Origin of the sequence: Streptosporangium sp. NPDC050284 (assembly GCF_044459525.1) — a bacterium.
In the GTDB taxonomy this organism is placed as follows: Bacteria; Actinomycetota; Actinomycetes; order Streptosporangiales; family Streptosporangiaceae; genus Streptosporangium.
Map to the genome: position 1 here is coordinate 32,195 of NZ_JBITIZ010000026.1, position 22,341 is coordinate 54,535.

General features: G+C 66.8%; 20 protein-coding genes. 7 read left to right on the forward strand and 13 right to left on the reverse strand.

Annotated elements, in window-relative coordinates:
• Positions 1 to 104 precede the first annotated feature (104 nt).
• Complete coding sequence (locus ACIBH4_RS36915) at positions 105 to 500, forward strand: hypothetical protein (protein WP_362521399.1); 396 nt, start codon at positions 105 to 107, stop codon at positions 498 to 500.
• Here ACIBH4_RS36915 and ACIBH4_RS36920 read toward each other — a convergent pair.
• The 3 genes from ACIBH4_RS36920 to sodN form a co-directional block, all read right to left on the reverse strand.
• Positions 497 to 1,276 carry an RNA polymerase sigma factor SigF gene (locus ACIBH4_RS36920; RefSeq protein WP_344893659.1) on the reverse strand — a complete coding sequence of 260 codons (780 nt, stop codon included), beginning with the start codon at positions 1,274 to 1,276 and terminating at the stop codon, positions 497 to 499. The two genes, ACIBH4_RS36915 and ACIBH4_RS36920, sit on opposite strands and share 4 nt — an antisense overlap.
• Positions 1,277 to 1,293: 17 nt before the next feature.
• The gene (locus ACIBH4_RS36925) at positions 1,294 to 1,719 is read right to left on the reverse strand and encodes an anti-sigma factor (RefSeq protein ID WP_030924831.1); all 426 of its coding nucleotides are present in this window, start codon (positions 1,717 to 1,719) and stop codon (positions 1,294 to 1,296) included.
• A gap of 341 nt (positions 1,720 to 2,060) precedes the next feature.
• The gene (gene sodN, locus ACIBH4_RS36930) at positions 2,061 to 2,462 is read right to left on the reverse strand and encodes a superoxide dismutase, Ni (RefSeq protein ID WP_362521403.1); all 402 of its coding nucleotides are present in this window, start codon (positions 2,460 to 2,462) and stop codon (positions 2,061 to 2,063) included.
• Positions 2,463 to 2,552: 90 nt separating this feature from the next.
• Between sodN and ACIBH4_RS36935 the strand changes: the two genes are divergently transcribed.
• A complete protein-coding gene (locus ACIBH4_RS36935) occupies positions 2,553 to 2,855 on the forward strand; it encodes a S24 family peptidase (RefSeq protein ID WP_362521406.1) in 303 nt (100 codons plus the stop codon).
• A 2-nt stretch (positions 2,856 to 2,857) separates the two neighbouring features.
• Here ACIBH4_RS36935 and ACIBH4_RS36940 read toward each other — a convergent pair whose 3' ends face one another.
• Complete coding sequence (locus tag ACIBH4_RS36940) at positions 2,858 to 3,388, reverse strand: CGNR zinc finger domain-containing protein (protein ID WP_362521409.1); 531 nt, start codon at positions 3,386 to 3,388, stop codon at positions 2,858 to 2,860.
• Between the two features lie 278 nt (positions 3,389 to 3,666).
• On the opposite strand from ACIBH4_RS36940, the gene ACIBH4_RS36945 reads away from it, so the two are divergent.
• Together ACIBH4_RS36945 and ACIBH4_RS36950 are read left to right on the forward strand one after the other, a co-directional pair.
• Positions 3,667 to 4,860: an NADP-dependent malic enzyme gene (locus ACIBH4_RS36945; protein ID WP_362521493.1), complete on the forward strand. Its 1,194-nt coding sequence runs from the start codon at positions 3,667 to 3,669 to the stop codon at positions 4,858 to 4,860.
• A 317-nt stretch (positions 4,861 to 5,177) separates the two neighbouring features.
• Complete coding sequence (locus ACIBH4_RS36950; RefSeq protein WP_362769017.1) at positions 5,178 to 6,779, forward strand: hypothetical protein; 1,602 nt, start codon at positions 5,178 to 5,180, stop codon at positions 6,777 to 6,779.
• A gap of 17 nt (positions 6,780 to 6,796) precedes the next feature.
• Here ACIBH4_RS36950 and ACIBH4_RS36955 read toward each other — a convergent pair whose 3' ends face one another.
• The 5 genes from ACIBH4_RS36955 to ACIBH4_RS36975 all read right to left on the reverse strand — a co-directional run bounded on the left by ACIBH4_RS36955 (position 6,797) and on the right by ACIBH4_RS36975 (position 15,619).
• The gene (locus tag ACIBH4_RS36955; protein WP_362769020.1) at positions 6,797 to 8,389 is read right to left on the reverse strand and encodes a hypothetical protein; all 1,593 of its coding nucleotides are present in this window, start codon (positions 8,387 to 8,389) and stop codon (positions 6,797 to 6,799) included.
• An 849-nt stretch (positions 8,390 to 9,238) separates the two neighbouring features.
• Complete coding sequence (locus ACIBH4_RS36960; protein WP_362769020.1) at positions 9,239 to 10,831, reverse strand: hypothetical protein; 1,593 nt, start codon at positions 10,829 to 10,831, stop codon at positions 9,239 to 9,241.
• 491 nt (positions 10,832 to 11,322) lie between these two features.
• The gene (locus tag ACIBH4_RS36965) at positions 11,323 to 12,495 is read right to left on the reverse strand and encodes a hypothetical protein (protein ID WP_362769026.1); all 1,173 of its coding nucleotides are present in this window, start codon (positions 12,493 to 12,495) and stop codon (positions 11,323 to 11,325) included.
• 125 nt (positions 12,496 to 12,620) lie between these two features.
• The gene (locus ACIBH4_RS36970) at positions 12,621 to 13,811 is read right to left on the reverse strand and encodes a hypothetical protein (RefSeq protein WP_362769028.1); all 1,191 of its coding nucleotides are present in this window, start codon (positions 13,809 to 13,811) and stop codon (positions 12,621 to 12,623) included.
• A 215-nt stretch (positions 13,812 to 14,026) separates the two neighbouring features.
• On the reverse strand, positions 14,027 to 15,619 hold the full coding sequence (locus tag ACIBH4_RS36975) for a hypothetical protein (protein ID WP_362769031.1): 1,593 nt from the start codon (positions 15,617 to 15,619) through the stop codon (positions 14,027 to 14,029).
• Between the two features lie 529 nt (positions 15,620 to 16,148).
• On the opposite strand from ACIBH4_RS36975, the gene ACIBH4_RS36980 reads away from it, so the two are divergent.
• On the forward strand, positions 16,149 to 16,502 hold the full coding sequence (locus ACIBH4_RS36980) for an SSI family serine proteinase inhibitor (RefSeq protein WP_362769034.1): 354 nt from the start codon (positions 16,149 to 16,151) through the stop codon (positions 16,500 to 16,502).
• Between the two features lie 140 nt (positions 16,503 to 16,642).
• Here the strand turns inward: ACIBH4_RS36980 and ACIBH4_RS36985 are convergent, their stop codons facing one another.
• Positions 16,643 to 17,758 (reverse strand): serine protease, encoded by a 1,116-nt coding sequence (locus tag ACIBH4_RS36985; protein WP_362521436.1) that lies wholly within the window; start codon positions 17,756 to 17,758, stop codon positions 16,643 to 16,645.
• A 712-nt stretch (positions 17,759 to 18,470) separates the two neighbouring features.
• Between ACIBH4_RS36985 and ACIBH4_RS36990 the strand changes: the two genes are divergently transcribed.
• Entirely contained in the window at positions 18,471 to 19,352 is an 882-nt protein-coding gene (locus tag ACIBH4_RS36990; RefSeq protein ID WP_362521439.1) for a hypothetical protein, read from the forward strand.
• 48 nt (positions 19,353 to 19,400) lie between these two features.
• Positions 19,401 to 20,363 (forward strand): zinc-binding dehydrogenase, encoded by a 963-nt coding sequence (locus ACIBH4_RS36995; protein WP_362521443.1) that lies wholly within the window; start codon positions 19,401 to 19,403, stop codon positions 20,361 to 20,363.
• A gap of 222 nt (positions 20,364 to 20,585) precedes the next feature.
• Here the strand turns inward: ACIBH4_RS36995 and ACIBH4_RS37000 are convergent, their stop codons facing one another.
• The 3 genes from ACIBH4_RS37000 to ACIBH4_RS37010 form a co-directional block, all read right to left on the reverse strand.
• Complete coding sequence (locus ACIBH4_RS37000) at positions 20,586 to 21,275, reverse strand: helix-turn-helix transcriptional regulator (RefSeq protein WP_362521446.1); 690 nt, start codon at positions 21,273 to 21,275, stop codon at positions 20,586 to 20,588.
• Positions 21,272 to 22,069 (reverse strand): DUF4097 family beta strand repeat-containing protein, encoded by a 798-nt coding sequence (locus ACIBH4_RS37005; RefSeq protein ID WP_362521450.1) that lies wholly within the window; start codon positions 22,067 to 22,069, stop codon positions 21,272 to 21,274. Before ACIBH4_RS37005 ends, ACIBH4_RS37000 begins: the two co-directional genes overlap by 4 nt.
• 70 nt (positions 22,070 to 22,139) lie before the next feature.
• On the reverse strand, positions 22,140 to 22,316 hold the full coding sequence (locus tag ACIBH4_RS37010) for a DUF6104 family protein (protein WP_329094229.1): 177 nt from the start codon (positions 22,314 to 22,316) through the stop codon (positions 22,140 to 22,142).
• Between the last annotated feature and the right edge of the window lie 25 nt (positions 22,317 to 22,341).

Consider the following 22,341-nt stretch of genomic DNA (forward strand, 5'->3'; position numbering starts at 1 on the left):
TGAGGCGGCGGAAGGAGAAGCCTGATGCGCGGGGAGGGAGGACGAGGAGCGGGGCCGGGGTGGGGGAAGGGCCGGGCGGCCATACCCGACGATAGGGTTGCCCCGTGTCGAACCGTCCGATGACCCTCACCGTCGCCGCCGCCGTCATGGCGCTGGAAGGCGCGACCGTCCTGCTCCTCGGCGGCTACGCCGGAGTGGAGACGGTGATCGGCCGGCCGTCCGACCTGATGACCTCGATCGCCGTCGCCGCGTTCGGGATCATCATCGGCGCGGCCCTGCTCTGGGTCGGCTGGGGAATGCTCCACTCGGAGCGATGGTCGCGGAGCCCGGGGGTGCTGACGCAGATCTTCGCCATCCCGGTCTCGGTCACGATGATCCAGTCCGACCAGCGGGTGATCGGCGTCTCGCTGATCGTCCTCGCGGTGATCGGACTGGTCACGCTGCTGTCCCCGCCGACGACACACGCCCTCTACGGAGACCACGACCAGCCCTCTCGCTAGTCGTCGACGGTGAGACCCTCCCGGAGCTGGGCGAGGGTCCTGGCGAGCAACCGGGACACGTGCATCTGGGAGATGCCGAGCTCGGTGGCGATCTGAGACTGCGTCATGTTGCCGAAGAAACGCAGCAGCAGGATCCGCTTCTCACGCGGGGGCAGCCGCTCCAGCAAGGGCTTGAGCGACTCGCGGTATTCGACACCCTCCAGGGAGTCGTCCACGATCCCGAGGGAGTCGGCCACCGCCGGCGCGTCGTCGTCGCCGGAGTCGGGCGCGTCGAGGGAGACCGTGGAGTAGGCGTTGGCCGACTCCAGCCCTTCGAGCACCTCCTCCTCGCTCATCTTCAGGAACGCGGCCAGCTCGGCCACGGTCGGCGCGCGCCCCTCCCGCTGGGAGAGCTCACTGATCGCCTTGGTGAGCGAGAGCTTGAGCTCCTGCAGGCGGCGCGGCACGCGGACCGCCCAGCCCTTGTCACGGAAGTGGCGTTTGATCTCGCCCACGATCGTCGGGGTCGCGTAGGTGGAGAACTCCACCCCGCGGCCGAGATCGAAGCGGTCGATCGATTTGATCAGCCCGATGGTCGCGACCTGGGTGAGGTCGTCCAGCCACTCACCCCGGTTGCGGAACCGGCGGGCGAGGTATTCGACGAGGGGAAGGTGGAGCTCGACGAGCTCGTCACGAATGCGCTGACGCCGCGGGTCGTCGGAGGTCAACTCCACCAGTTCCGCGAAGAGCAGGCGCGCACGCACCCGGTCGGGCACCGCGTGGTCGCTGGCGGCCATGGCACGAGTCCTTTCCGTCACGCCGGCCTCGCCGCGCCTCGGCGCTTGCGGAGGACGATCGCCATACGGTCGGGGGAGTCGGTTACGGCATCCACATCGTCAGCCAGGGCGGTGAGCACCATCCACGCGAAGTCGTCGCGCTTCGGAGGCGTGCTCCCCACTGTGCTGACCTCGACCCGCACTTTCATCAGCTGCCCGGTGAGCTCGAACTCGGCGGTCAGATCTGTGCCGGGAACAGCCTGGGTCAGCAGCATCGCACACGCCTCGTCGACCGCGATCCGAAGATCCTCGATCTCGTCCAGCGTGAAGTCCAGCCGTACGGCGAGTGCGGCTGTCGCCGTACGCAGCACGGACAGATAGGCGCTCGTCGCCGGCAGCCGGACGCTCACCACGTCACGGATCCCGCCCATGCCGACCGCGGGCGCCTCGGTGTGTTCGGTCACGTTCCTCCTCGCAGAGTCGCTGACTGCAACCTACAGCCCTGAGACGGTGGTTGGCCCGCTTGGACTCGCGATCGGGGCGATTTGCCACCATCAAGAGCCCCTGAAGATACGCAAAAAGGGCACTGTTTTTAATGACGGCCCTGGCGCATCGCGGTCCTGGGCGGTGACCGGACGCGCCGGCGCGCCGGTGTTCGGCCTGCTGGACGACCGGGCGTCGCGACCCGGACGCCGTGACGGCGATGACGCCTCCTCGCGGGCCCCGATCCGGATCAAGGGGTGTCCCGGGGACGTTTCCTCGATCCGGATCACCGGTGCCCTCTCACAACATCGTTGTGAGGGTTTTAAGCGGCCTTGGTCTCCCAGAAGATCTTGGAGATGTCGTCGATCTTGCCGAGGAGCTCGTCGGCCTTGGCGACGTCGACCGTGCCCTTGCCGCCGGCCGCGCCCGCGAGCTTGGTGGCCTCCCAGAACAGCTGGTGCAGCTGCGGGTAGGTCTCCAGGTGCGGGGGCTTGAAGTAGTCGGTCCACAGCACCCACAGGTGGTGCTTGACCAGCTCGGCCCGCTCCTCCTTGATGGTGAGCGCGCGGGAGCGGAAGACCGGGTCCTCGTTTCCTGCGTACTTCTCCATGATGGCCTTGACGGACTCGGCCTCGATGCGGGCCTGGGCCGGGTCGTACACACCGCAGGGCAGGTCGCAGTGCGCGGAGGCGATGTGCTTGGGGCGCATAAGTCGTGCGAGCATCGGAAATCCTTCCTTGATGCCAGGTTCAGAATGGTCCGGTTAACGACCTTACTCGTCTCCGAATGCCCGCGTGGGAGGGGGTTACGCTCGATGAGAGTCCGTGTCGCGGGTGAGTCGATGTTGCCCGCGTTGCGACCGGGAGACTGGCTCTGGGTGCGGCGCGGCGCGGTCGTGCGGCCCGGTGACCTGGTCGTCGCCCGGCTGCCGTCCGACCCCGCCGTGCTCATCGTCAAGCGCGCCGCGTGGGAGGCGGACGGCGGGTGGTGGCTGGAGAGCGACAATCAGCGCGCGCCGGGGCGGCGCGACAGCTGGGACTTCGGGGCGCTGCCCGCGTCGTCGATCGTCGGCCGGGTGGTGCTGCGCTACTGGCCGGGCCTCTGGCGGGCCAGGTAGCTCTACCTGACGACCTTCTGGCGGGCACGGTAGGCGGCGACGTTGGCCCGGCTGGCACACCGCTCGGAGCAGTAGCGGCGCGACCGGTTGGAGGAGGTGTCGAGATAGGCCCTGCGGCAGGGCGGCGCCTGGCAGAGGCCGAGCCGGTCGACGCCGAGGTCGGTGATCATGGTGGCGAGTCCCATCACCGCTCCCACCGCGTACTGGTCGGCCATCCGGCCTCCCTCGGTGAGGTGCAGGTGCCAGCGCTCGCCGTCGTGACCGGAGATCTGCGGCTGGACCGGGTGGTGGATGAGCAGCGAGTTGAGCCGGTCGACCACCGCCTCCTCGTCGCCGGCCTCCGCGGTCTCGAACACGATCAGCAATTCCTCGCGCAGGTCGCGCAGGGCCTCCAGATCACTCCTGGTGATTCGGCAGCCCGGCCGGTAGCGGCCGCCCTCTTCCAGAAGCAGACGCAGCCCTTCGAGGCCGGTGAGCCGGTCGGGGCTGTTGATCAGTAGTACGGCCAGCTCCGCGTAGGAGGTGAGGTCCATCTGGGGATCCGTCAATGTAAGAGGCGGCATGGATTTCGAGTATTACACGATGTGGTGAGGCTAACACCCGGACGGCGAAAGTGAGTGGACTTCCTCCAGTGGAGGCAGTCTCAACATGTGGCACAATCGAGCAACGGGTGACCCCCGTACCCCTCCTGGCGACCGTGCCCAGTGAGCAGGCCCCGAGCGGCTACAGAAGCCCGGGACGGCTCCTCCGGCCGCCTCCGAAGGAAACATCCGTCTGTCTGACATGAACTACAGGGGTCGCTGTGGCCGTCATGCCATCCTCCGTCTCTCTCGAATCTCTCGATGCCCTCGATCTGGATCCGGCCTTCGCCCTGCACCGCGGCGGCAAGCTGGAGGTCCGCTCCACCGTCCCGGTCCGTGACGCCGACGACCTGGCACTCGCCTACACGCCGGGTGTGGCCAGGGTCTGCAGCGCGATCGCCGACGAGCCCGAGCTGGCCAAGGACTACACCTGGATCTCCAACGTGGTCGCAGTGGTCTCCGACGGCACCGCGGTGCTCGGCCTCGGAGACATCGGGCCCGCCGCCGCCATGCCGGTGATGGAGGGCAAGGCGCTGCTGTTCAAGCAGTTCGCGGACGTCGACGCGGTGCCCATCTGCCTCGACTGCACCAACGTGGACGCGCTGGTCGAGACGATCGTCCGGCTCGCCCCCTCCTTCGGGGGGATCAACCTCGAGGACATCAGCGCGCCCCGCTGCTTCGAGGTCGAGTCGCGCCTGCGCGAGATCCTCGACATCCCCGTCTTCCACGACGACCAGCACGGCACCGCGATCGTCGCGCTGGCCGCGCTGAAGAACGCCGCACGGCTGACCGGCCGCTCGCTGGGAGACCTGCGGGTCGTGGTCGCCGGAGCCGGCGCCTCCGGGATCGCGGTGAGCAGGATTCTCCTCAACGCCGGCATCGGCGACATCGCGGTCGCCGACTCCAAGGGGCTCATCCACGAGGGCCGCGACGGGCTCAACCCGGTGAAGGAGGCCCTGGCGCGCGACAGCAACCGGTCGGGCCTGCGCGGTTCCACCGAGCAGGCGCTCGCGGGGGCCGACGTGTTCGTCGGACTGTCGGGCTCGACGGTCTCGGAGGAGGCGATCGCGTCGATGGCCTCGGGGTCGATCGTCTTCGCGCTGTCCAACCCCACTCCCGAGGTGCGGCCGGAGATCGCGCGCAAGTACGCGCAGGTGGTCGCGACCGGCCGCTCCGACTTCCCCAACCAGATCAACAACGTGCTCGCCTTCCCCGGCGTCTTCCGCGGGGCGCTCGACGTGCGCGCCACCACGATCACCGAGAACATGAAGGTCGCCGCGGCCGAGGCGCTCGCCGGGGTGGTCGAGGATGACGATCTCTCTTCCGACTACGTGATTCCCAGCCCGTTCGACGAGCGCGTGGCTCCGGCGGTCGTCGCCGCTGTCGCCGCGCAGGCCCGTGCCGACGGGGTCGCCCGCCTCTAGGAGACACCGCACAGGTCACGAACGGTTCCCGGAACGGTTCCCGGATCGGAGAGGTCGCCCGCCTCCGGGGGCACCTCGTCGGAGGGGTCGCTCGGCTCCACGGGACACCTCACAGGCAGCGCGATCACCGACGCCCCTCGCCCGAACGGCGAGGGGCGTCCGTGCTTTCCGGAAACCCCGACGTTCGTCACGGATCGTGCTATAAAAAGAGCTCTCAGTTACCTATGTGCGTAAGGTGTGCATCAGGTGGCCGCTGCGCGCACGGCCGGATCGCGCGCGTCGTCGGCACGCAGACGGTTCTCGCGGTGAGGGGAGCTATGGAACGCGAGCCCAACCGACTACTCCAGAGGCTCATCGCCGAGGCGGGCTTCACCCACAAGGGGCTGGCCCGCCGGCTCAACGATCTCGGCGCGGCTCGTGGCCTGTCCGGTCTGAGGTACGACCACAGTTCCGTGCTGCGCTGGATCGCGGGCCAACGGCCCAGGGACCCGGTCACCGGACTGCTCGCCGAGATCTTCGCGCTCCGGCTCGGCAGGGCCGTGAGCCCCGAGGATCTCGGCCTGTCGGCCGTTCTGACGCCGCTCGACCTCGGGCAGGAGTTCGACCACACGTGGCAGGAGGGAATCTCGACCGTGACAGCACTGTGGCGCGGGGACGTGGAGAGACGCAGGTTCTTACTCGACTCCACCTTCGCGATCGGGGCCGGGTCCGCCGGGGCGGTGCGCTGGCTCACCCTTCCGTTGGAGGGCCGCCCCGAGGGGCAGGGCACCCGGCGCGTCGGCATGGACGACATCGCGGCGATCCGGGAGGTCACCCGGTCTTTTGGTGAGCTGGACAACAGGTTCGGCGGCGGAAGAGTCCGTCCCGCTGTCGTGAAATATCTGGATACGTCGGTCGCGCCGCTCCTCGCCGACGGCTCGTACGCCGAGAACACCGGCAAGGCGCTGGCCTCGGCCGCCGCCGAGCTGACCCGGCTGGCCGGATGGATGGCCTACGACCTGGAGCAGCACGGCCTGGCCCAGCGCTACCTGATCCAGGCGCTGCGCCTGGCGCGCGGGGCGGGCGACCACGGGCTCGGCGGCGAGATCCTCGCGGGGATGAGCCACCAGGCCGTATACATAGGACAGCCCGCCCACGCGCTCGACCTGGCCAGGGCGGCCCAGCTCTCGGCCCGGCGGGCGGGGATCTTCGCGCTGCTCGCCGAGACGCACGTGCTGGAGGCCCACGCGCACGCGGCACTGGACGACCGCGCGGCGTGCGCGAGCTCCCTCCACGAGGCCGAGCTCTCCTTCGACCGGCGCAGGGCCGGCCACGAGCCCGACTGGATCTCCTACTTCGACGAGGCCTACCTGGCGGCTAAGATCGCGCACTGCTTCCGCGACCTCGGCGACGGCGGGCACGGTAGGGCACGCGAGACGCTCGCTGGAGATGGACGGGCGCTACGTACGCGGGCGGATGTTCAACCTGTCGCTGCTCTCGGCCGGGCTGCTCGCCTCGGGGGAACTGGAGGAGGCCTGTTCCGTCGCGGTGGAGGCGCTGGAGCTGGCGAAGGGGCTGGAGTCGGCCAGGACCCGGTCGTACGTCGCGGACCTGCGGCGCAGGCTGGAGCCTTACACCGCCGAGCGGCCGGTGGTGGAGCTGAACGAGCGGGTGAGGGAGCTCGACTCCGCCTGAGCTCGATCTTCACTGAGCGCCGTCTCCTTGAACACGGCCCTCGCGAGGGGGTTCTCGTGATGGGGGAGAGGCGTTCTCTCAGAGATCGTCTGTCGTCTTCACGCTCGGGGAGCCTTCTGCGAGAAGACCGGATTCGGTGGGGGAATGCCGAGGGGGCCCGGCTGGTGCCGGGCCCCCTCGGGTGTTGCTTTGGGTGGAGCTGGTGTTGCTGTGGGTCTGAGGTTTGGACCCTCAGGCCCGGGTGATCGTCAGGGAGCTACTACTACTTGACGATCGAGCCCGACCACACCGCGGCGGCCTTCTTGTAGATGGCCGCGGTCTCGCCGTCGAAGTACGGCGTGGTGATGAGGTCGTAGCGGCCGTTGCTGTCCTGGTCACCGAAGAGGCTGGTGACACCGTTGACGTAGCCGAGACGCTTGGCGTTGCTGTACTGCGCGAGCCAGGGGCCACCGTCGGCGCCGGGGGTGAAGGAGCTCTTGAGGCCGATGTGCTCCTCAACCTTCGTGGCGGCCTGCACGTAGGACTTGCCGGTGGTCTTGCCGTAGGTCCACTTCGGCGTAACGCCGGTGTAGGCCTTGTTGCCGTCGGGGTGCGCGTCGGCCGGGTAGCCGAACACGAACACCGTCTGCTGCGGCTTCTGGTTCCAGGTGAAGCCCTGGCCACCGACGTTGTCACCGAGCTTGCCGGTGTCCTTGATGAAGTCCTCGACGATGAAGTAGCTCTCGACCCAGTACTTCGTCTGAGCGGTCGACTTGACCCACTTGGCGACGAAGAACTGCTGCTTGCTCCAGGAGACGGCGTTGCCGTTCTTGTCCTTGACCTCGAGCAGCTCACCGAGGAACTTGCCCTCAGACTTGGCGGCCTTGAGGGTGTTGTACTCCTCGAGGCTGATGCTGATCTTCTCGCTCAGCCACCAGGCCTTGGAGTTGTTGTCCAGGTTGTTGGGGGCAGCGTCGTAGACCGACTTGACGACCTCGGAACCGACCAGCTTGATGCCGTTACGACCGGTGGTCGCGTACTCCTTGCCGTGCTGGTGAGCGTCGGCCGGCTTGGCGACGGTCTCGACCTTGGGGTCGACCAGCTTCGACTTGAAGGGGCCGTCCTGGCCGTACTTCTCGACGCCGGTCTTGTACTCGGCCTCGGTGATGGTCTTCTCGTCGACGTACTTGGCGCCCTTGAACTCCGCGAATTCCTTCGCGGTGACCTGGGACTTCTTGCCGCCACCGACCTGGACACCGTTGTACACGGTCACGAACGCGTAGTCGCGGTCGTAGTCCTCGTAGTTGGCGAAGTCGTAGTGCGTGTAGGCGGTCTTACCAACGAAGATGCCGTACGGGGTCTTGCCCTGGTAGTAGCCGGGGACGAAGACCCAGTTGTCCATGACGCTGGCGTTGGCCTTGTCGTCGTAGACGCAGTGGCCGGCCGTGGCGACCAGGTTACGGTAGGTCGACTGGATCGAGGTGGCCGAGCACCACTTGTCCTCGCCCTTGGAGTCGACGAAGAACACCTTACCGATGGTCTTCGGCAGGTTGATGTTCTTGACCTTCGCCGCGGCCTTCTTCTCTTCACCGGTCGGCTTGACCGTGCCGGGCTTGCCGTCGGGGGTGTAGCCACCGCCCACGTTCAGCTTCGGCGTGGCCTTGCGCTCCCAGGTGTAGGGCTCGGCCTGGGCCAGCCTGTTCGTCTTGTCGTTGACGTACAGCCAGTACTTGGCGACCTCGACCGCGGACGGGGCGTCCTTGGCCATCGTGTCGTAGGCCCAGTCGGGGGCGGCGTTGGCGGTGCCGGCCAGACCGGCGGCCAGCAGACCGGTGGCCAGAACGGCGCCACCGGCGGGGAGGAGGATGCGCTTCAAGGGAAACTCCTTGGTCTGATGTGGAACGCCTCTTGCGTCCCATGCGTCAGTAAAGGGATTGCCAGAAACATACAGCGCCGATCTTGAACACCGGAAGCCGGTTTGGGGATCAAAGATTCCCTTGATCGCACCGATGCCATTCTGTGATGTTTGGGCTTCCGTGAAGCTGATGCTGGAGTTGGGGGGCGTCTATCTGTTTATGCAGATAGACGTAAGGTTGTTGTTGAAGTGACGGATGTGTCGTGACTGGTCCGACACATTCCGTTACCGATCACGTGTGATGCAGATCACATCAACCTGATGGCACCGATTCCGTGGGAACCGCGTCTAAAGACGCCGTCGATTCGGGATCCAGGCTTTCTGAGGGGCCCGAAGGCACGCAAAACGCGTCGGAAAACCGGGCTCACCCTCCTTGCGCCTCCAGAGGGGACCTGATCCTTTTGCTGCCGACGTTGGCCGCAGGAGCGGGGTTCCCCGGCCTGGAGGAGCTGGTCCTCTCTGAGAACGCGATGTGGCGGTGCGCAGGCGGGATGATCATTGCCCATGGGTGTGTGAACTGCCACGAGGGCACATTCGCGATCCCCAAGAGTTCATCGGACTCGGCGCTGCCGGGAATTCCGATGAACGACACGACTGGACGGCACCCCACAACGTCGAAGGGCCCGGCACGTGCCGGGCCCTTCGACGTTGTGCGGGCTGTCGCCGTTTCCGCGACGATCCCGGTGGGGGAATGGCCGAAGGGGCCCGGCATGTGCCGGGCCCCTTCGGGTGTTGCTTTGGGTGGAGCTGGTGTTGCTGTGGGTCTGAGGTTTGGACCCTCAGGCCCGGGTGATCGTCAGGGAGCTACTACTACTTGACGATCGAGCCCGACCACACCGCGGCGGCCTTCTTGTAGATGGCCGCGGTCTCGCCGTCGAAGTACGGCGTGGTGATGAGGTCGTAGCGGCCGTTGCTGTCCTGGTCACCGAAGAGGCTGGTGACACCGTTGACGTAGCCGAGACGCTTGGCGTTGCTGTACTGCGCGAGCCAGGGGCCACCGTCGGCGCCGGGGGTGAAGGAGCTCTTGAGGCCGATGTGCTCCTCAACCTTCGTGGCGGCCTGCACGTAGGACTTGCCGGTGGTCTTGCCGTAGGTCCACTTCGGCGTAACGCCGGTGTAGGCCTTGTTGCCGTCGGGGTGCGCGTCGGCCGGGTAGCCGAACACGAACACCGTCTGCTGCGGCTTCTGGTTCCAGGTGAAGCCCTGGCCACCGACGTTGTCACCGAGCTTGCCGGTGTCCTTGATGAAGTCCTCGACGATGAAGTAGCTCTCGACCCAGTACTTCGTCTGAGCGGTCGACTTGACCCACTTGGCGACGAAGAACTGCTGCTTGCTCCAGGAGACGGCGTTGCCGTTCTTGTCCTTGACCTCGAGCAGCTCACCGAGGAACTTGCCCTCAGACTTGGCGGCCTTGAGGGTGTTGTACTCCTCGAGGCTGATGCTGATCTTCTCGCTCAGCCACCAGGCCTTGGAGTTGTTGTCCAGGTTGTTGGGGGCAGCGTCGTAGACCGACTTGACGACCTCGGAACCGACCAGCTTGATGCCGTTACGACCGGTGGTCGCGTACTCCTTGCCGTGCTGGTGAGCGTCGGCCGGCTTGGCGACGGTCTCGACCTTGGGGTCGACCAGCTTCGACTTGAAGGGGCCGTCCTGGCCGTACTTCTCGACGCCGGTCTTGTACTCGGCCTCGGTGATGGTCTTCTCGTCGACGTACTTGGCGCCCTTGAACTCCGCGAATTCCTTCGCGGTGACCTGGGACTTCTTGCCGCCACCGACCTGGACACCGTTGTACACGGTCACGAACGCGTAGTCGCGGTCGTAGTCCTCGTAGTTGGCGAAGTCGTAGTGCGTGTAGGCGGTCTTACCAACGAAGATGCCGTACGGGGTCTTGCCCTGGTAGTAGCCGGGGACGAAGACCCAGTTGTCCATGACGCTGGCGTTGGCCTTGTCGTCGTAGACGCAGTGGCCGGCCGTGGCGACCAGGTTACGGTAGGTCGACTGGATCGAGGTGGCCGAGCACCACTTGTCCTCGCCCTTGGAGTCGACGAAGAACACCTTACCGATGGTCTTCGGCAGGTTGATGTTCTTGACCTTCGCCGCGGCCTTCTTCTCTTCACCGGTCGGCTTGACCGTGCCGGGCTTGCCGTCGGGGGTGTAGCCACCGCCCACGTTCAGCTTCGGCGTGGCCTTGCGCTCCCAGGTGTAGGGCTCGGCCTGGGCCAGCCTGTTCGTCTTGTCGTTGACGTACAGCCAGTACTTGGCGACCTCGACCGCGGACGGGGCGTCCTTGGCCATCGTGTCGTAGGCCCAGTCGGGGGCGGCGTTGGCGGTGCCGGCCAGACCGGCGGCCAGCAGACCGGTGGCCAGAACGGCGCCACCGGCGGGGAGGAGGATGCGCTTCAAGGGAAACTCCTTGGTCTGATGTGGAACGCCTCTTGCGTCCCATGCGTCAGTAAAGGGATTGCCAGAAACATACAGCGCCGATCTTGAACACCGGAAGCCGGTTTGAGAGGGAAGAGGTGGACCCGGCGAGCCGAGACCGTTTCGTGATGTTTAGACACTTCTGATGCTGATGTTGCGATTGAGGCGGACTCGGGTTGTTTTCGCAGATAGGGGTAAGGGTGAGGCGAAAGCAGCCGGTTAGGTGTGATGGGTCGGTTACGGTAAGTCATGATCGATATGTGATGCAGATCACATCGGGTCGATGGCACCGATTTCGTGGTGGGCACGTCTAAGACGCTCACATCCGGTTGGAGAAGCTTCCGGATCGCCCTGTGAAACGCCTTCTCGATCCCTGGAAACCCGCCTCTTCCCCCGGAAAACGGGTGCGGGACCCGGCGCTGCGCGCCGGGTCCCGCGAACGGTCAGGGGGAGACCCCCTCAGGAGATGCGAGTCACCTGTAGAGCTCGCCGTTCGGGCCGACGATCCTGCCGGACCACACGTTGGCGGCCTTGCGGTAGATATCGGCGGTCTCGCCGTCGAAGTACGGCGAGGTGATGAGGTCGTAGCGGTCGTTCTGGTCCTGGTCGCCGAACAGGCTGGTGACGCCGTTGACGAGTCCCAGGCGGGTGGAGCTGCTGTACTGCGAGATCCACGGTCCGCCATCGGCGCCGGGAGTGAAGGCGCCCTTGAGGCCGACGTGCTCCTCGACCTTGTGTGCCGAGGAGACGTACTCCTTGCCCGACGTCTTGCCGTACACGTACTTGGGCGTCACGCCGCTGTAGGGCTTGTCGCCGTCGGGGTGCGGGGCGGTGGGGTAGCCGAAGACGTAGACGGTCTTGCCGGTCCTCTGGTTCCAGGTGAAGCCCTGGCCGCCGACGTTGTCGCCGAGACGGCCGACGTCCTTCGACAGCAGGATGTGGTAGCGCGAGCCACGTGACCACTTGGGGCCGCTGAACCCGTCGTACTCACGCTTGGTGACCTGCTTGACCCCGTTGAAGGCGACGCCGTTGTAGACCGTGACGAAGGCGTAGTCCTTGTCGTAGTCCTCGTAGTTGGCGAAGTCGTAGTGCGTCCACGCCGACTTGCCGACGTAGATGCCCCACGGGGTCTTGCCCTGGTAGTAGCCGGGGACGAAGACCCACTTGTCGAGGGTGTCGCTGTTGCTGCCCGGGTCGTAGACGCAGTGACCGGCCGTGGCGACCAGGTTGCGGTACCTGCCCTGGATCGAGGTGGCCGAGCACCACCGGTACTGACCGTTGACGACGAAGAACACCTTGCCGATGGTCCTCGGCAGGTTGACGTTCTTGGCGGTCGACGGGGCGCCCTTCTGTGAGCCGGTCGGACCGACGCTGCCGGGCCTGCCGTCGGGGGAGAAACCGCCGCCGACCTTCATCTTCGGTGCCCCGGGGTCGGGGTTGTAGACCGTCGCCTTCTTGAGGGCGGCGAAGTTCGAGGCCGCCCAGAAGTTGATGACCGAGATCGCCGAGGCGTTGTTCCTCGCCATCGGGTCGGTCGCCCAGTCGGGGGCCGCCTGGGCAGTGCCGGCGAGAGGGCCGACCAGGGTGGTGGCCAACAGGGCGGTAGTGGCTGCGGCGCCACCGAGGGGGAGAAGAGAGTGCTTCAAAAGACGAGCTCCTTGCGCTGCAACGTTCCCGGACATCCGGGAACTGCGGGACGACAAGCAACCTATGCAGCGATCGGCGGAGCAAACCCCGTATAAGGGTCTCTTAAGACTCTCTTAAGGCGGCGTTATGATCGGGGCGCCTGCTGGGTCGCGGCCCAGTGGTAGACGACGTAGGTCGACGCGATGAAGTACGGCGAGGAGATCCTGTCGAACCTGCGGTCGGTGTTGACGTCCCAGGCGAAGCTGTTGACGCCGTTGAGGTAGCCGAGGCCGTTGCTGTAGGAGATCAGCCAGGGGCCACCGCTCGCACCGTTGGTGAAGCCACAGGTCAGCGCGATGCCCTGCTCGACCAGGCGGGTGGGGGCCTTCACCTTGATGGTGCGTCCGTCGCACCACTTCAGCCGCTGACCGTCGTAGGGCCGGTAACCGTCGGGGTGCGGGGCGGCGGGATAGCCGAAGGCGACCGTGGACAGGCCGGTGCCGCGGTTGGTCACCAGGCCCTGCCCGCCGACGTTGTCCTCCAGGCTCCCGACGCTCTCCATCTCGTAGCTGCCGGACGTCTTGCCGGCCTTCCACTTGAAGCCGTCGTGCACGGTGACGAACGCGTAGTCGTAGTCGTAGTCGCCCTGGCCGACGAAGTCCTCGTGCAGGTTGAGCGAGTGGCCGACGTAGATCCCGTACGGGGTGTTGCCCTTGTCGTAGCCGGGGATGAAGATCCAGTATTCGGCCTGGCTGCCCGTCTTGGCGTCGTAGGCGCAGTGCCCGGCCGTCGCGACCAGATTACGGTTGGCCGCCGCCACGGAGGAGGCGGAGCACCAGTAGTCCTTGGCGCCGATCCGGAAGAACACCTTGCCCACGGTCACCGGTGAGCCGCCGGAGGAGGGGGCCCGCTTCTTCGGGAGAGTGGGCTTGACGACCGGCGCGGTCTTCCCGGACATGGTGGAACTCTTCCCACTGGTGGCCGCGCCGGTCTCCCCGGTGCCGGATGCCGCGGCGGCGGTGGCGCTTCCCGGCGTCGCGCTCCCCGAAGGGCCGCCGGAGGAAGGAGAGGCGGAAGGGGGGGACGCGGAGGAGGGAGGATTGCCGGGCGTGGCCGGCACGTTGTCCATCGCCTGCTTGAGCCTGGCCGGGCTCCAGTACTCCGCGATCCGCTTCATGTCGGCGCTGCTCTTGGTCAGCGTGATCGAGGTGATCCCGTTGGGGGGGCCGTACAGCGGGGCGGCCGCCGCGCTCCCGGCGAACGCGAACGTCATGGTCACACAGGCGGCGACCAGCCCGCCGAGTGTGGCCGTGAGCCGCCGAGCGCGGGAGGACATGGGGGATCCTTTCCGGGGACCGGGGAGTTTCTGGTGGCTACCAGGGGCGTAAGGGGTGATTTTTCCAGATCAACTTGGTTTTGGGCAGTTCGTTGGACCGATCCGCTCTTACTCTGTTACCTGATCAGTGTGCCTGACGGTGTATAAGCACCCCGTGAAGGTGGAAAAAGGGGCCCGATGTGCACCGGGCCCCTTCTCGTTCACGAAGCCTGTGCCTAGGCGGGAAGCTTCCCGGTCCAGAGGTTGGCGGCGTGCTTGTAGATGCCGTACGTCTCACCGTTGAAGTACGGGGTGGTGACGCGGTCGTAGCGCTTGTTGCCGTCGCTGTCGATCGTGAGGCTCACGACACCGTTGAGGTAGCCGGTCCGCTTGGCGTTCTTGTACTGCAGCAGGAAGGGGCCGCCGCTCGCGCCAGGGGTGAAGGCGCACTTGATCGCCTGGTGCTCCTCGGCCTTGTAGGCCGCCACGACGGGCGCGGCGGTGGTCGTGCCGTAGCACCACTTCTGGGTGTGACCGGAGTACGGCTTGTTGCCGTCGAGGTGGGCCGAGGTCGGGTAGCCGAACGTGAAGACCTTCTTGCCCAGCTTCTGGTTCCAGCTGAAGCCCTGGCCGCCGACGTTGTCGCCGAGACGGCCCGCGTCGGCAAGGAGCACCACGAAGAACCGGGTGTAGAAGTAGACCTCCTTGACGCTGGTCTTCACCCACTTCTTGATGAAGTAGCGCGTCTTGAACCAGGCGATCTCGTTGCCGTTGGCGTCCTTGGTAGCCTCGAGCTTGCCGAGGAAGTTGCCTTCGGACTTGTCCTTGAGGAGCTGCTTGTACTCCTCCTGGCTGATCGCGACCTTGCCCTTGTCGTCGCTGAAGCGGGTGAACTTGGCGTTGTTCTCCAGGTTGTCGGGGGCGGCCTTGTAGACGCTCTCGACGACCTCGACCGCGGTCAGCTTGACGCCGTTGCGGCCATCCTTGACGTACTGCTCGATGTACTGCTGGGCGTCGGCGGGCTTGGCGACGGTCTCGACCTTGGGGTCGAGGGTCTTCTTCCAGTACGGCCCGCTCTCGCCGTACTTCTCGATCCCCAACTCGTACTCGGACTTGGAGATCTCCTTGTCCTCGGTGTACTTGTGACCCTTGGTCGCCGCGTACGTGGGCGCGGTCACTTCCTTGACGCCGGTCTGCTTGATGCCGTTGTAGACGTTGACGAAGGCGTAGTCGTAGTCGTAGTCCTCGTAGACCGTGAAGTCGTCGTGGGTGTTGACCTTGGCGCCGACGTAGATGCCCCAGGGGGCCTTGCCCTGGTAGTAGCCCGGGATGAACACGAAGTTACTGAACGGCTTGTTCGTGTCGGTGTCGTAGACGCAGTGGGCCGCGGTGGCGACCAGGTTGCGGAACTTCGACTGCACGGCGCTACCGGAGCACCAACGCTCCTTGCCCTTGTCGTCGACGAAGAAGACCTTGCCGACGGTGATGGGGAGGTTCACGTTCCGCGACTTGCCGGCGCTCTTGGCGCCCTCACCGGTGGGGGCGACGACGCCGGGCTTGCCGTCGGCGGCGGCCTTGGCGGCGCCCGTCTTGGTCAGCTTGGCGGAGACGGTGGAGTCGGCGGTGTAGGTCGCCGCGGACTTCAGCTTCGATGCCGTCCAGTAGCCCGCGATGGCCTTCGCGTTACCGGAGGGGGTGAGGGCCGACGACTTGATGTCGGGATCGGCCGTGCTCGCCTGTGCGGTGGCGGGGAGGGTGGCGCCGATCATCGTGGCGGCGGCGAGGGCACCGCCCACGGGGAGGATGAGGCGCTTGGCTCGGGAGTTCAATGAAGCTCCTTCTTTGTCATGGGTCGTCGCTCGGGACGGCAACCCACGCATGCGTAAAGAGACAAGAGGTGACCGTACTCGGTAAAGATGGGTTAAAAAGCTATAAAACGGGCAGTCAGTTGGACCGTTATATTTTTGTTACAAAATCCATGGAACCGGGAACCCGCAGGGACCGTCTGATCTCCTTCATCTTGATCGGGGCCCCCGCCGCGGGTCATGTGACCGTATGAACTGGGGAAACACCGGGGCTGGTGGCCGTCTCACGAGTGCGGGAGAGGGCAGGCTGAGCCGGCATCCGCGTCACACGTCCTCGGGAGATCTCATGCGGCGTCTTCTTTGCCTTGCTCTCGCCGGTCTTCTCCACTTCTCGGGTACGGCCGCAGCGTCCACACCGCCCCCTCGCGACCCCGTTCCCGGGCCGCAGGTGCGGCCCGATGACCGAGGACCGCAGGTGAGGAGACCGCTCCCGCTCCATCCGGGCGAGCCCGCCCAGATCATGCCCGCACCGGTGAGACCGTTTCCCGGGGAAATGCCCTCGCGTAGCGGCAAGGTGCTCGTGCTGAGCCTCGCGCGGGGAGAGAAGCCTCTGCCCGCGCTGGGCCACGCCCTGCTGCTGTGCGATCGGCTCGGCAGCACCCATCCCGACGCGGTCCACGCGTGCGCGTTGCTCACCGACGTGCTGGGCGATCCCGGCAAGCTCAGGCCGAGGCCGGGGGTGGCCTGCACGTTGGAGTACGACCCGGTCACGGTGACCGCCACCGGGGTATGGAACGGTCGCTTCATCCGGTTCGAACGCATCTACGGCAGCCTCTGCTCGATGCGGGCCGCCACCGGCCCCCTCTTCGCCTTCACGGACAACCTTGGGAGGTCGGTGCGTGCATAGAACGTTCCCGGGCGAAGTGGCGGCCTTCCCCGAAGCGATCCGGAGACCGGGTTCGTGGTCGGCCGCCACCCGTACGGGACGGGTCCTCCTCGTTCACTCCGGCCGGCCGAATGGCCTTACAGCCGGCCGGAGCGCGCGAGTCAGCTGGTCCAGCGGTTGGCCGCGGTCTTGTAGACCTTGTAGGTGTCGCCGTTGAAGTACGGCGAGGAGATCTTGTCGTACCGGTCGTTCTTGTCGGTGTCCCAGGCGATGCTGTTCACGCCGACCAGGTAGCCGGTCCGGCTGGAGTTCTTGTACTTGTAGAGCCAGGGGCCGCCGCTCGCGCCCGAGGTGAAGGCGCACTTGAAGCCGACGTGCTCCTGGACGTTGTACTTCGGCGCGGCCGGCATGGCGCCGGTCGTGCCGTAGCACCACTTCATCGTGCGGCCGGAGAAGGGCTTGTCGCCGTCGGGGTGCAGGCCGGCCGGGTAGCCGAAGGAGAAGACGGAGTTCTTCACCTTCTGGTTCCAGGCGAAGCCCTGCCCGCCGACGTTGTCGCCGAGACGGCCGACGTTCTTGATGATCGGCTGCCACTTGCCGTCCTTGTCCTTTTCCCAGTTCACCTTGAACCCGGAGTGGACGTTGACGAAGGCGTAGTCGTAGTCGTAGTCCTCCTTCACCACGAAGTCGTCGTGCGCGTTGAACCACTTGGCCGCGTAGATGCCGTAGGGGTTCTTGCCGTCCCACGCCTGGTTGCCGTCCCAGTAGGACGGGATGAAGATCCAGTTGTCGTAGAACTGGTTGGTCTTCACGTCGTAGACGCAGTGCGCGGAGGTGGCGACCACGTTGCGGTACTTGCCCTGGACCGAACTGCCTGAGCAGTACTTCCAGCTCTTCGGATCCGCAGGGTTGGCGCCGGGCAGGGTGAAGAAGATGCGCCCGACGGTGTTGGGCAGGTTCACCTGCTTGCTCTTGGCGGACTTGGCGCCCTCCGCGCCGATCGGCGGGACCGACCCGCCGGGGCCGTCGGGGCCCGCGGCGTTGGAGGACCTGCCGCCCTTGACGCTCAGGTCGACGTCGCCGGTGGCGTCGGTGGCCTTGCGCATGCGCTCGGGCGACCAGAAGGCGGTGGCCTCGCCTGCCGTCTCGGAGGCGGCGGAACTGACCACGTCCTTGGGGGCCGTACCGGCGTTGGCACCGGTGGTGGCGCCGATCACTCCGGCGATCATGAGAACACCGGTGAGGGGGATCGTGAGGCGCCGTGCTCGGGAATTCATGAAGCTCCTTTCGTTCTCAGCGGGGAGACGGGACTTCTCCTCGCCGGGAAAACGATCGGAACGTTACTGACTGGATCGAGCACTCGGCAGGAATTGACGGGAAAAAGTCTCGGTCGGTTCCATCCGATGCTGTCTCGTTATTTAAATAGCTATTTGTTATAACTTAACGGATAGGCATTTCCGCAGCTCACCATGGCTGTGTGGTGGTCGCTAGGACATCGCCGGCACCATCGGTAACAGCGATTACCGAGAGCTTCTCAAGTAACTCCGGTATCTTCCGGCCGTGGAGCGAAGTGACCTTCTTGGTGCTGTGTCACGGCTTCTCATGGTCATTTTCCGGGAGACGGTACAGGGTTCTCGCGGGCGCGAGAGCGATATTGGAACACGGGTCCCGCGACACGGATGTCGCACCACGGACCCCGGAACACGGCCCCCGGCCCTCGTGCATCGGACCTCGGAGCACAGGCTCGGACGTCGAAGTCCCGCTCTCGTGCATCGGCCCCCGCAACACGGGCTCGGAGGTCGTGCATCGGGCACCGGAACACAGACGTCGGGGCGCCGGACGCGGCGGGCCGGGTGACCCGGCGGTGCGGCGGCACCTTCCCCGTGGGTATCGACTCTGATTCGTGACGGTACTGACACGGGTGCCGAGACCGCCGGGCCCCGAAGATGGGGCCGAGAACCGTACCTTCCGCAGGAGGCGGCCGAAGACGTGGCCGGTGGGCAGCACGACATCATCGAGGCGAGGTCCCAGGGGGGTCCGTGGCGCTGGATCGCCGGCGCGGCGCTGGTCGCACTCGTGGCGTGGAACCTGCTGACGGGCCGGGAGCCGGACGTGGTTCCGCCGCCCCCGCCGCAGTCGGTGCCCACGCGGGCGGGCGTCGTCGCGGAGCAGGTCCCGAACGTGCTTCACCCGCGGTTTCGCCAGGAGGGCGGCAGGGAGATCATCGACGTGGTCTTCCCCGACGGTTCGGCGGCGGAGGTGAGCTACCCGGTGGAGGTGGGACTCGCCAAGCTGGGGGTGCGGCCCGCGATGTCGGGCCGGCTCGACGGCGACACCGGTCCTTACCGGCAACTGAACGTGCCCTCGGGAGGCCCGTCGGGGGTCTCCCAGGGACGACCGATGATCCGGCGGCTGGTCAAGGGGGTCACGCTCTGGCCTCCCATGAGCGCGGCCGAGGGGGAGGTGCTGCTGTTCGCGTTCGACCCGTGGTTCGTGGCGCTGCGCGATCTCAAGAACGGCATGCCCTTCGAACAGCGGATGCTCTGGGCGCGCAACCTGCGCGGCAGGGTGACCAAGGGCGGCTACCTCGTGCTCGACGCCAGGCCCCCGCTGCGGCTGGCCGGGCGAGGGGAGACCCTTCGCGGTGAGCCGCTGGGGCCGCAGCTGTGGTTCGGCGGGGCCAGGGAGACGCTGCTGGTGCTGGCTCCGATCCCCGGCTGCGACGTCGCGTCGATCGAACTCTCCGTCATCGAGCGGCGGCGTCGCTTCTCCGCCGAGACCTGCCAGGACGGCGTGTACGTCGCGGCCTCGGGGGAGCAGGGACACGTCGAGCGGACAATGGCCGGCATAACCATCAGACGGACGGCGTAGGACACCCCGTTCGCGGTGGACCCGACGCGGACGGCGTAGGGTGCGGCCATGTTCGCTGTAACCGCCACGCGGATCGATCCCGACAATCCTCTCGACGGTCTCACGCTCGGTGAGCGCCCTGAACCCAAGGTTCCCGACGGGTGGGCCACCGTCACGGTGAGAGCCGCCTCGCTCAACCATCACGACCTGTTCAGTCTGCGGGGGGTGGGGCTTCGCGAGGAGCAACTCCCGATGGTGCTCGGCGCCGACGCCGCCGGGCTGGACGAGGACGGCAACGAGGTCATCGTGCACTCGGTGATCGGCAGCGGGGCCGACGAGACACTCGACCCGAAGCGCTCCCTGCTCTCGGAGAAGTACGACGGCACCTTCGCCGAGCGGGTCACCGTGCCCCGGCGCAACCTCGTGCCCAAGCCCGCCGGGCTCAGCTTCGAGGAGGCCGCCTGCCTGCCGACGGCCTGGCTGACCGCCTTCCGCATGCTGTTCGACAAGGCGGGCCTTGAGCCGGGCTCGACCGTGCTGGTCCAGGGCGCGGGCGGCGGAGTGGCCACCGCGCTGATCCTGCTGGGCCGGGCCGGGGGATACCGGGTCTGGGTGACCAGCCGTTCGGAGAGCAAGCGGGCGCGGGCTCTGGAGCTGGGCGCCGACCAGGCGTTCGAGAGCGGTGCCCGGCTGCCCGAGCGGGTCGACGCGGTGATGGAGACCGTCGGTCAGGCCACCTGGGGGCACTCACTGAAGGCGCTGCGCCCCGGCGGCCGGATCGTGGTCTCCGGCGCGACCAGCGGCGCGGTCCCTCCGGCCGACCTGAACCGTGTTTTCTTCCTGCAGCTTTCCGTGATCGGCTCCACCATGGGCACCCGCGACCAGCTGGGCAGGCTGGCCCGCTTCCTGGAGCAGACCGGCACTCGCCCGCTGATCGACCGCGTCCTGCCGATGGCCGAGGCGCGCGAGGGCTTCGCGGCGATGTACGAGGGCGAGCTGTTCGGAAAGGTCGTCTTCACCCTGCCGGGATGAGCCCGGCCGATCCCGTGGGTCGTCCGGGCGGCCGCACGGGTCGCCCGGCCCCGTGGGGCGACCCGGGGAACCCTGGGCGCGGCCTGTCCCCTGGCCGGCTGGGCCCACGGGCCGGCGAGTCCGGCGGCCGGGGGCTCACCGGCTCCGGGGCCGCCATCTTATGGAGACCGTCGGGCGCCGCACGTCACGACCGGCGGGTGCCGTACGAGGCACCGCCGCAGGTCATCGGAGCGTTTCGCGGATGCGGCGGGCCGCGTCGTACAGGGCGTCCTGGGCGGTCGCGAGGGTTTCCTCGCTGACCTGCGCGGACGCCGCGTCCCTGCGGACCTCCTCGACGAAATCGGCCAGCATCTGCCCGAGCCGGGCGTCTCCCGCGCGTGACCCCTCGCCGGCGAAGCCGTCGGCCCAGACGCGCTTCCACTCGTCCTTCCACGCGTCGGTCTGGCGCTGCCACTCCTGCTTCTGGCGCTGCCACTCCGTCTTCTGCTCGCGCCAGACCTTGCGCGAGTCCTGCTCGGAGCCCTGGCGTACGTCGCGCGCCATCTGGGTGAGCTCCTCGCGCAGCGACTTGACCGTGTCGCGCACGTCCTCCTTCACCTCGCGGGCGATGTCGCGGACGGAGTCGGAGATCTCCTGCTCCAGGTCGGCGAGCTCGTCGAGCCGCCCGTTGAGCTCGGCGCGGCCCCGGTCGCTGATGGTGAAGACCTTCTTGCCGTCCACGACCTCGTGGGTGACGAGGCCCTCCTCCTCCAGACGGGCGAGGCGCGGGTAAATCGTGCCGGGGGAGGGTGAGTAGACGCCGAGGAAGCGGTCCTGGAGAAGCCGGATCACCTCGTAGCCGTGACGGGGGCTCTCCTCCAGCAGCTTCAGGAGGTAGAGCCGGAGCCTTCCGTGGCCGAAGACCGGGCTCATGCCTGTGATCCCTTCAGGAGGGTGACGTCGGCGGAGACGGTGTTGGCCGTGAGTGAGGCCATGCCGCCGCCGATCCGGCCGCCCAGTGTCTTCGCGCCGGGCTGGACGGAGTGGTCGAGTTCGGCGAAGCCGGTGTCGAGCCTGCCCGAGGTGGAACGGATCTTGACATCGGTCTCGACCGTGTACGGGAGCCGGAGCACGATGTCGCCGGAGACACTGTTCATCGTGACGTGGCCGGTCGGCGGGAGCTCTAGATCGGCGGTGATTTTGCCGGAGATGGTGGTGACGCTCAGCCGCCGGGGTGTGCCCTGGGCGACGGTCAGCTCGCCGGAGACGCTCTTGAACGAGAGGTCTCCGACCAGCCCGCGGCTCTCCACGGCACCGGAGACGGTGTCGGCGTTGATCTCGCCGCTCACCCCGTCGAGCACGATCTCGCCGGAGACGCTTCTGACCGAGGTGCGGTCCTCGAACCCGGCGACGACCGCGGACGCGGAGACCACGCCCACGTTGACCGGGCAGTTCTTCGGCACGGTCAGTGCCAGCGTGGCCCTGCGGCGCCCGGGGCGAAGCCAGCCCAGCAGACCGTCCCAGGTGAGGTCCTTGTAGGTGACGGTGAGCGTGCCGTCGTCGTCGTGGGTGACGAGCAACGGAGGGCTGTCGACCTCGGTGACCTCAAGTGTGGGAGGGCCGTCGCTGGCCAGCACCGCCAGCTTTCCCGCCACGATCCGCACGTTGAGTTTTCTCACGGAGTCGAAGGTGAGCTGCTCTGGTTTCTCGATCGTCCACTGCCGCATGTGCGTGACCTCCTTCTGGTGAACACGATATGTCGCGTCCACCGGAAGGTCAAGATATATCGTGTTTTTGTCAGTCGTCCTCGTCGTCCAGCCGCGCCAGCCAGGTGGCGAGCCGTTCCACCGGCGTCTCGAAGTCGGGGTTCAGATCCACGAACTCGCGCAGGCGTTCGGCGAGCCACACCACGGTGACCTCCTCCTCACCCCGGCGCGCGACCAGCTCCTCGATGCCCCGATCGGTGAAATACATCACGTTCTCCTTCAGTGACGCTGAT

Coding starts and splice junctions, on each gene's coding strand:
- ACIBH4_RS36920 (WP_344893659.1), bottom strand. CDS start 1,276: ATGGCCGCCAGCGACCACGCGGTGCCCGACCGGGTGCGTGCGCGCCTG.
- sodN (WP_362521403.1), bottom strand. CDS start 2,462: ATGCTCGCACGACTTATGCGCCCCAAGCACATCGCCTCCGCGCACTGC.
- ACIBH4_RS36935 (WP_362521406.1), top strand. CDS start 2,553: ATGAGAGTCCGTGTCGCGGGTGAGTCGATGTTGCCCGCGTTGCGACCG.
- ACIBH4_RS36940 (WP_362521409.1), bottom strand. CDS start 3,388: ATGGACCTCACCTCCTACGCGGAGCTGGCCGTACTACTGATCAACAGC.
- ACIBH4_RS36945 (WP_362521493.1), top strand. CDS start 3,667: ATGCCATCCTCCGTCTCTCTCGAATCTCTCGATGCCCTCGATCTGGAT.
- ACIBH4_RS36950 (WP_362769017.1), top strand. CDS start 5,178: ATGGAACGCGAGCCCAACCGACTACTCCAGAGGCTCATCGCCGAGGCG.
- ACIBH4_RS36970 (WP_362769028.1), bottom strand. CDS start 13,811: ATGTCCTCCCGCGCTCGGCGGCTCACGGCCACACTCGGCGGGCTGGTC.
- ACIBH4_RS36980 (WP_362769034.1), top strand. CDS start 16,149: ATGCCCTCGCGTAGCGGCAAGGTGCTCGTGCTGAGCCTCGCGCGGGGA.
- ACIBH4_RS36985 (WP_362521436.1), bottom strand. CDS start 17,758: ATGAATTCCCGAGCACGGCGCCTCACGATCCCCCTCACCGGTGTTCTC.
- ACIBH4_RS36995 (WP_362521443.1), top strand. CDS start 19,401: ATGTTCGCTGTAACCGCCACGCGGATCGATCCCGACAATCCTCTCGAC.
- ACIBH4_RS37000 (WP_362521446.1), bottom strand. CDS start 21,275: ATGAGCCCGGTCTTCGGCCACGGAAGGCTCCGGCTCTACCTCCTGAAG.
- ACIBH4_RS37005 (WP_362521450.1), bottom strand. CDS start 22,069: ATGCGGCAGTGGACGATCGAGAAACCAGAGCAGCTCACCTTCGACTCC.
- ACIBH4_RS37010 (WP_329094229.1), bottom strand. CDS start 22,316: ATGTATTTCACCGATCGGGGCATCGAGGAGCTGGTCGCGCGCCGGGGT.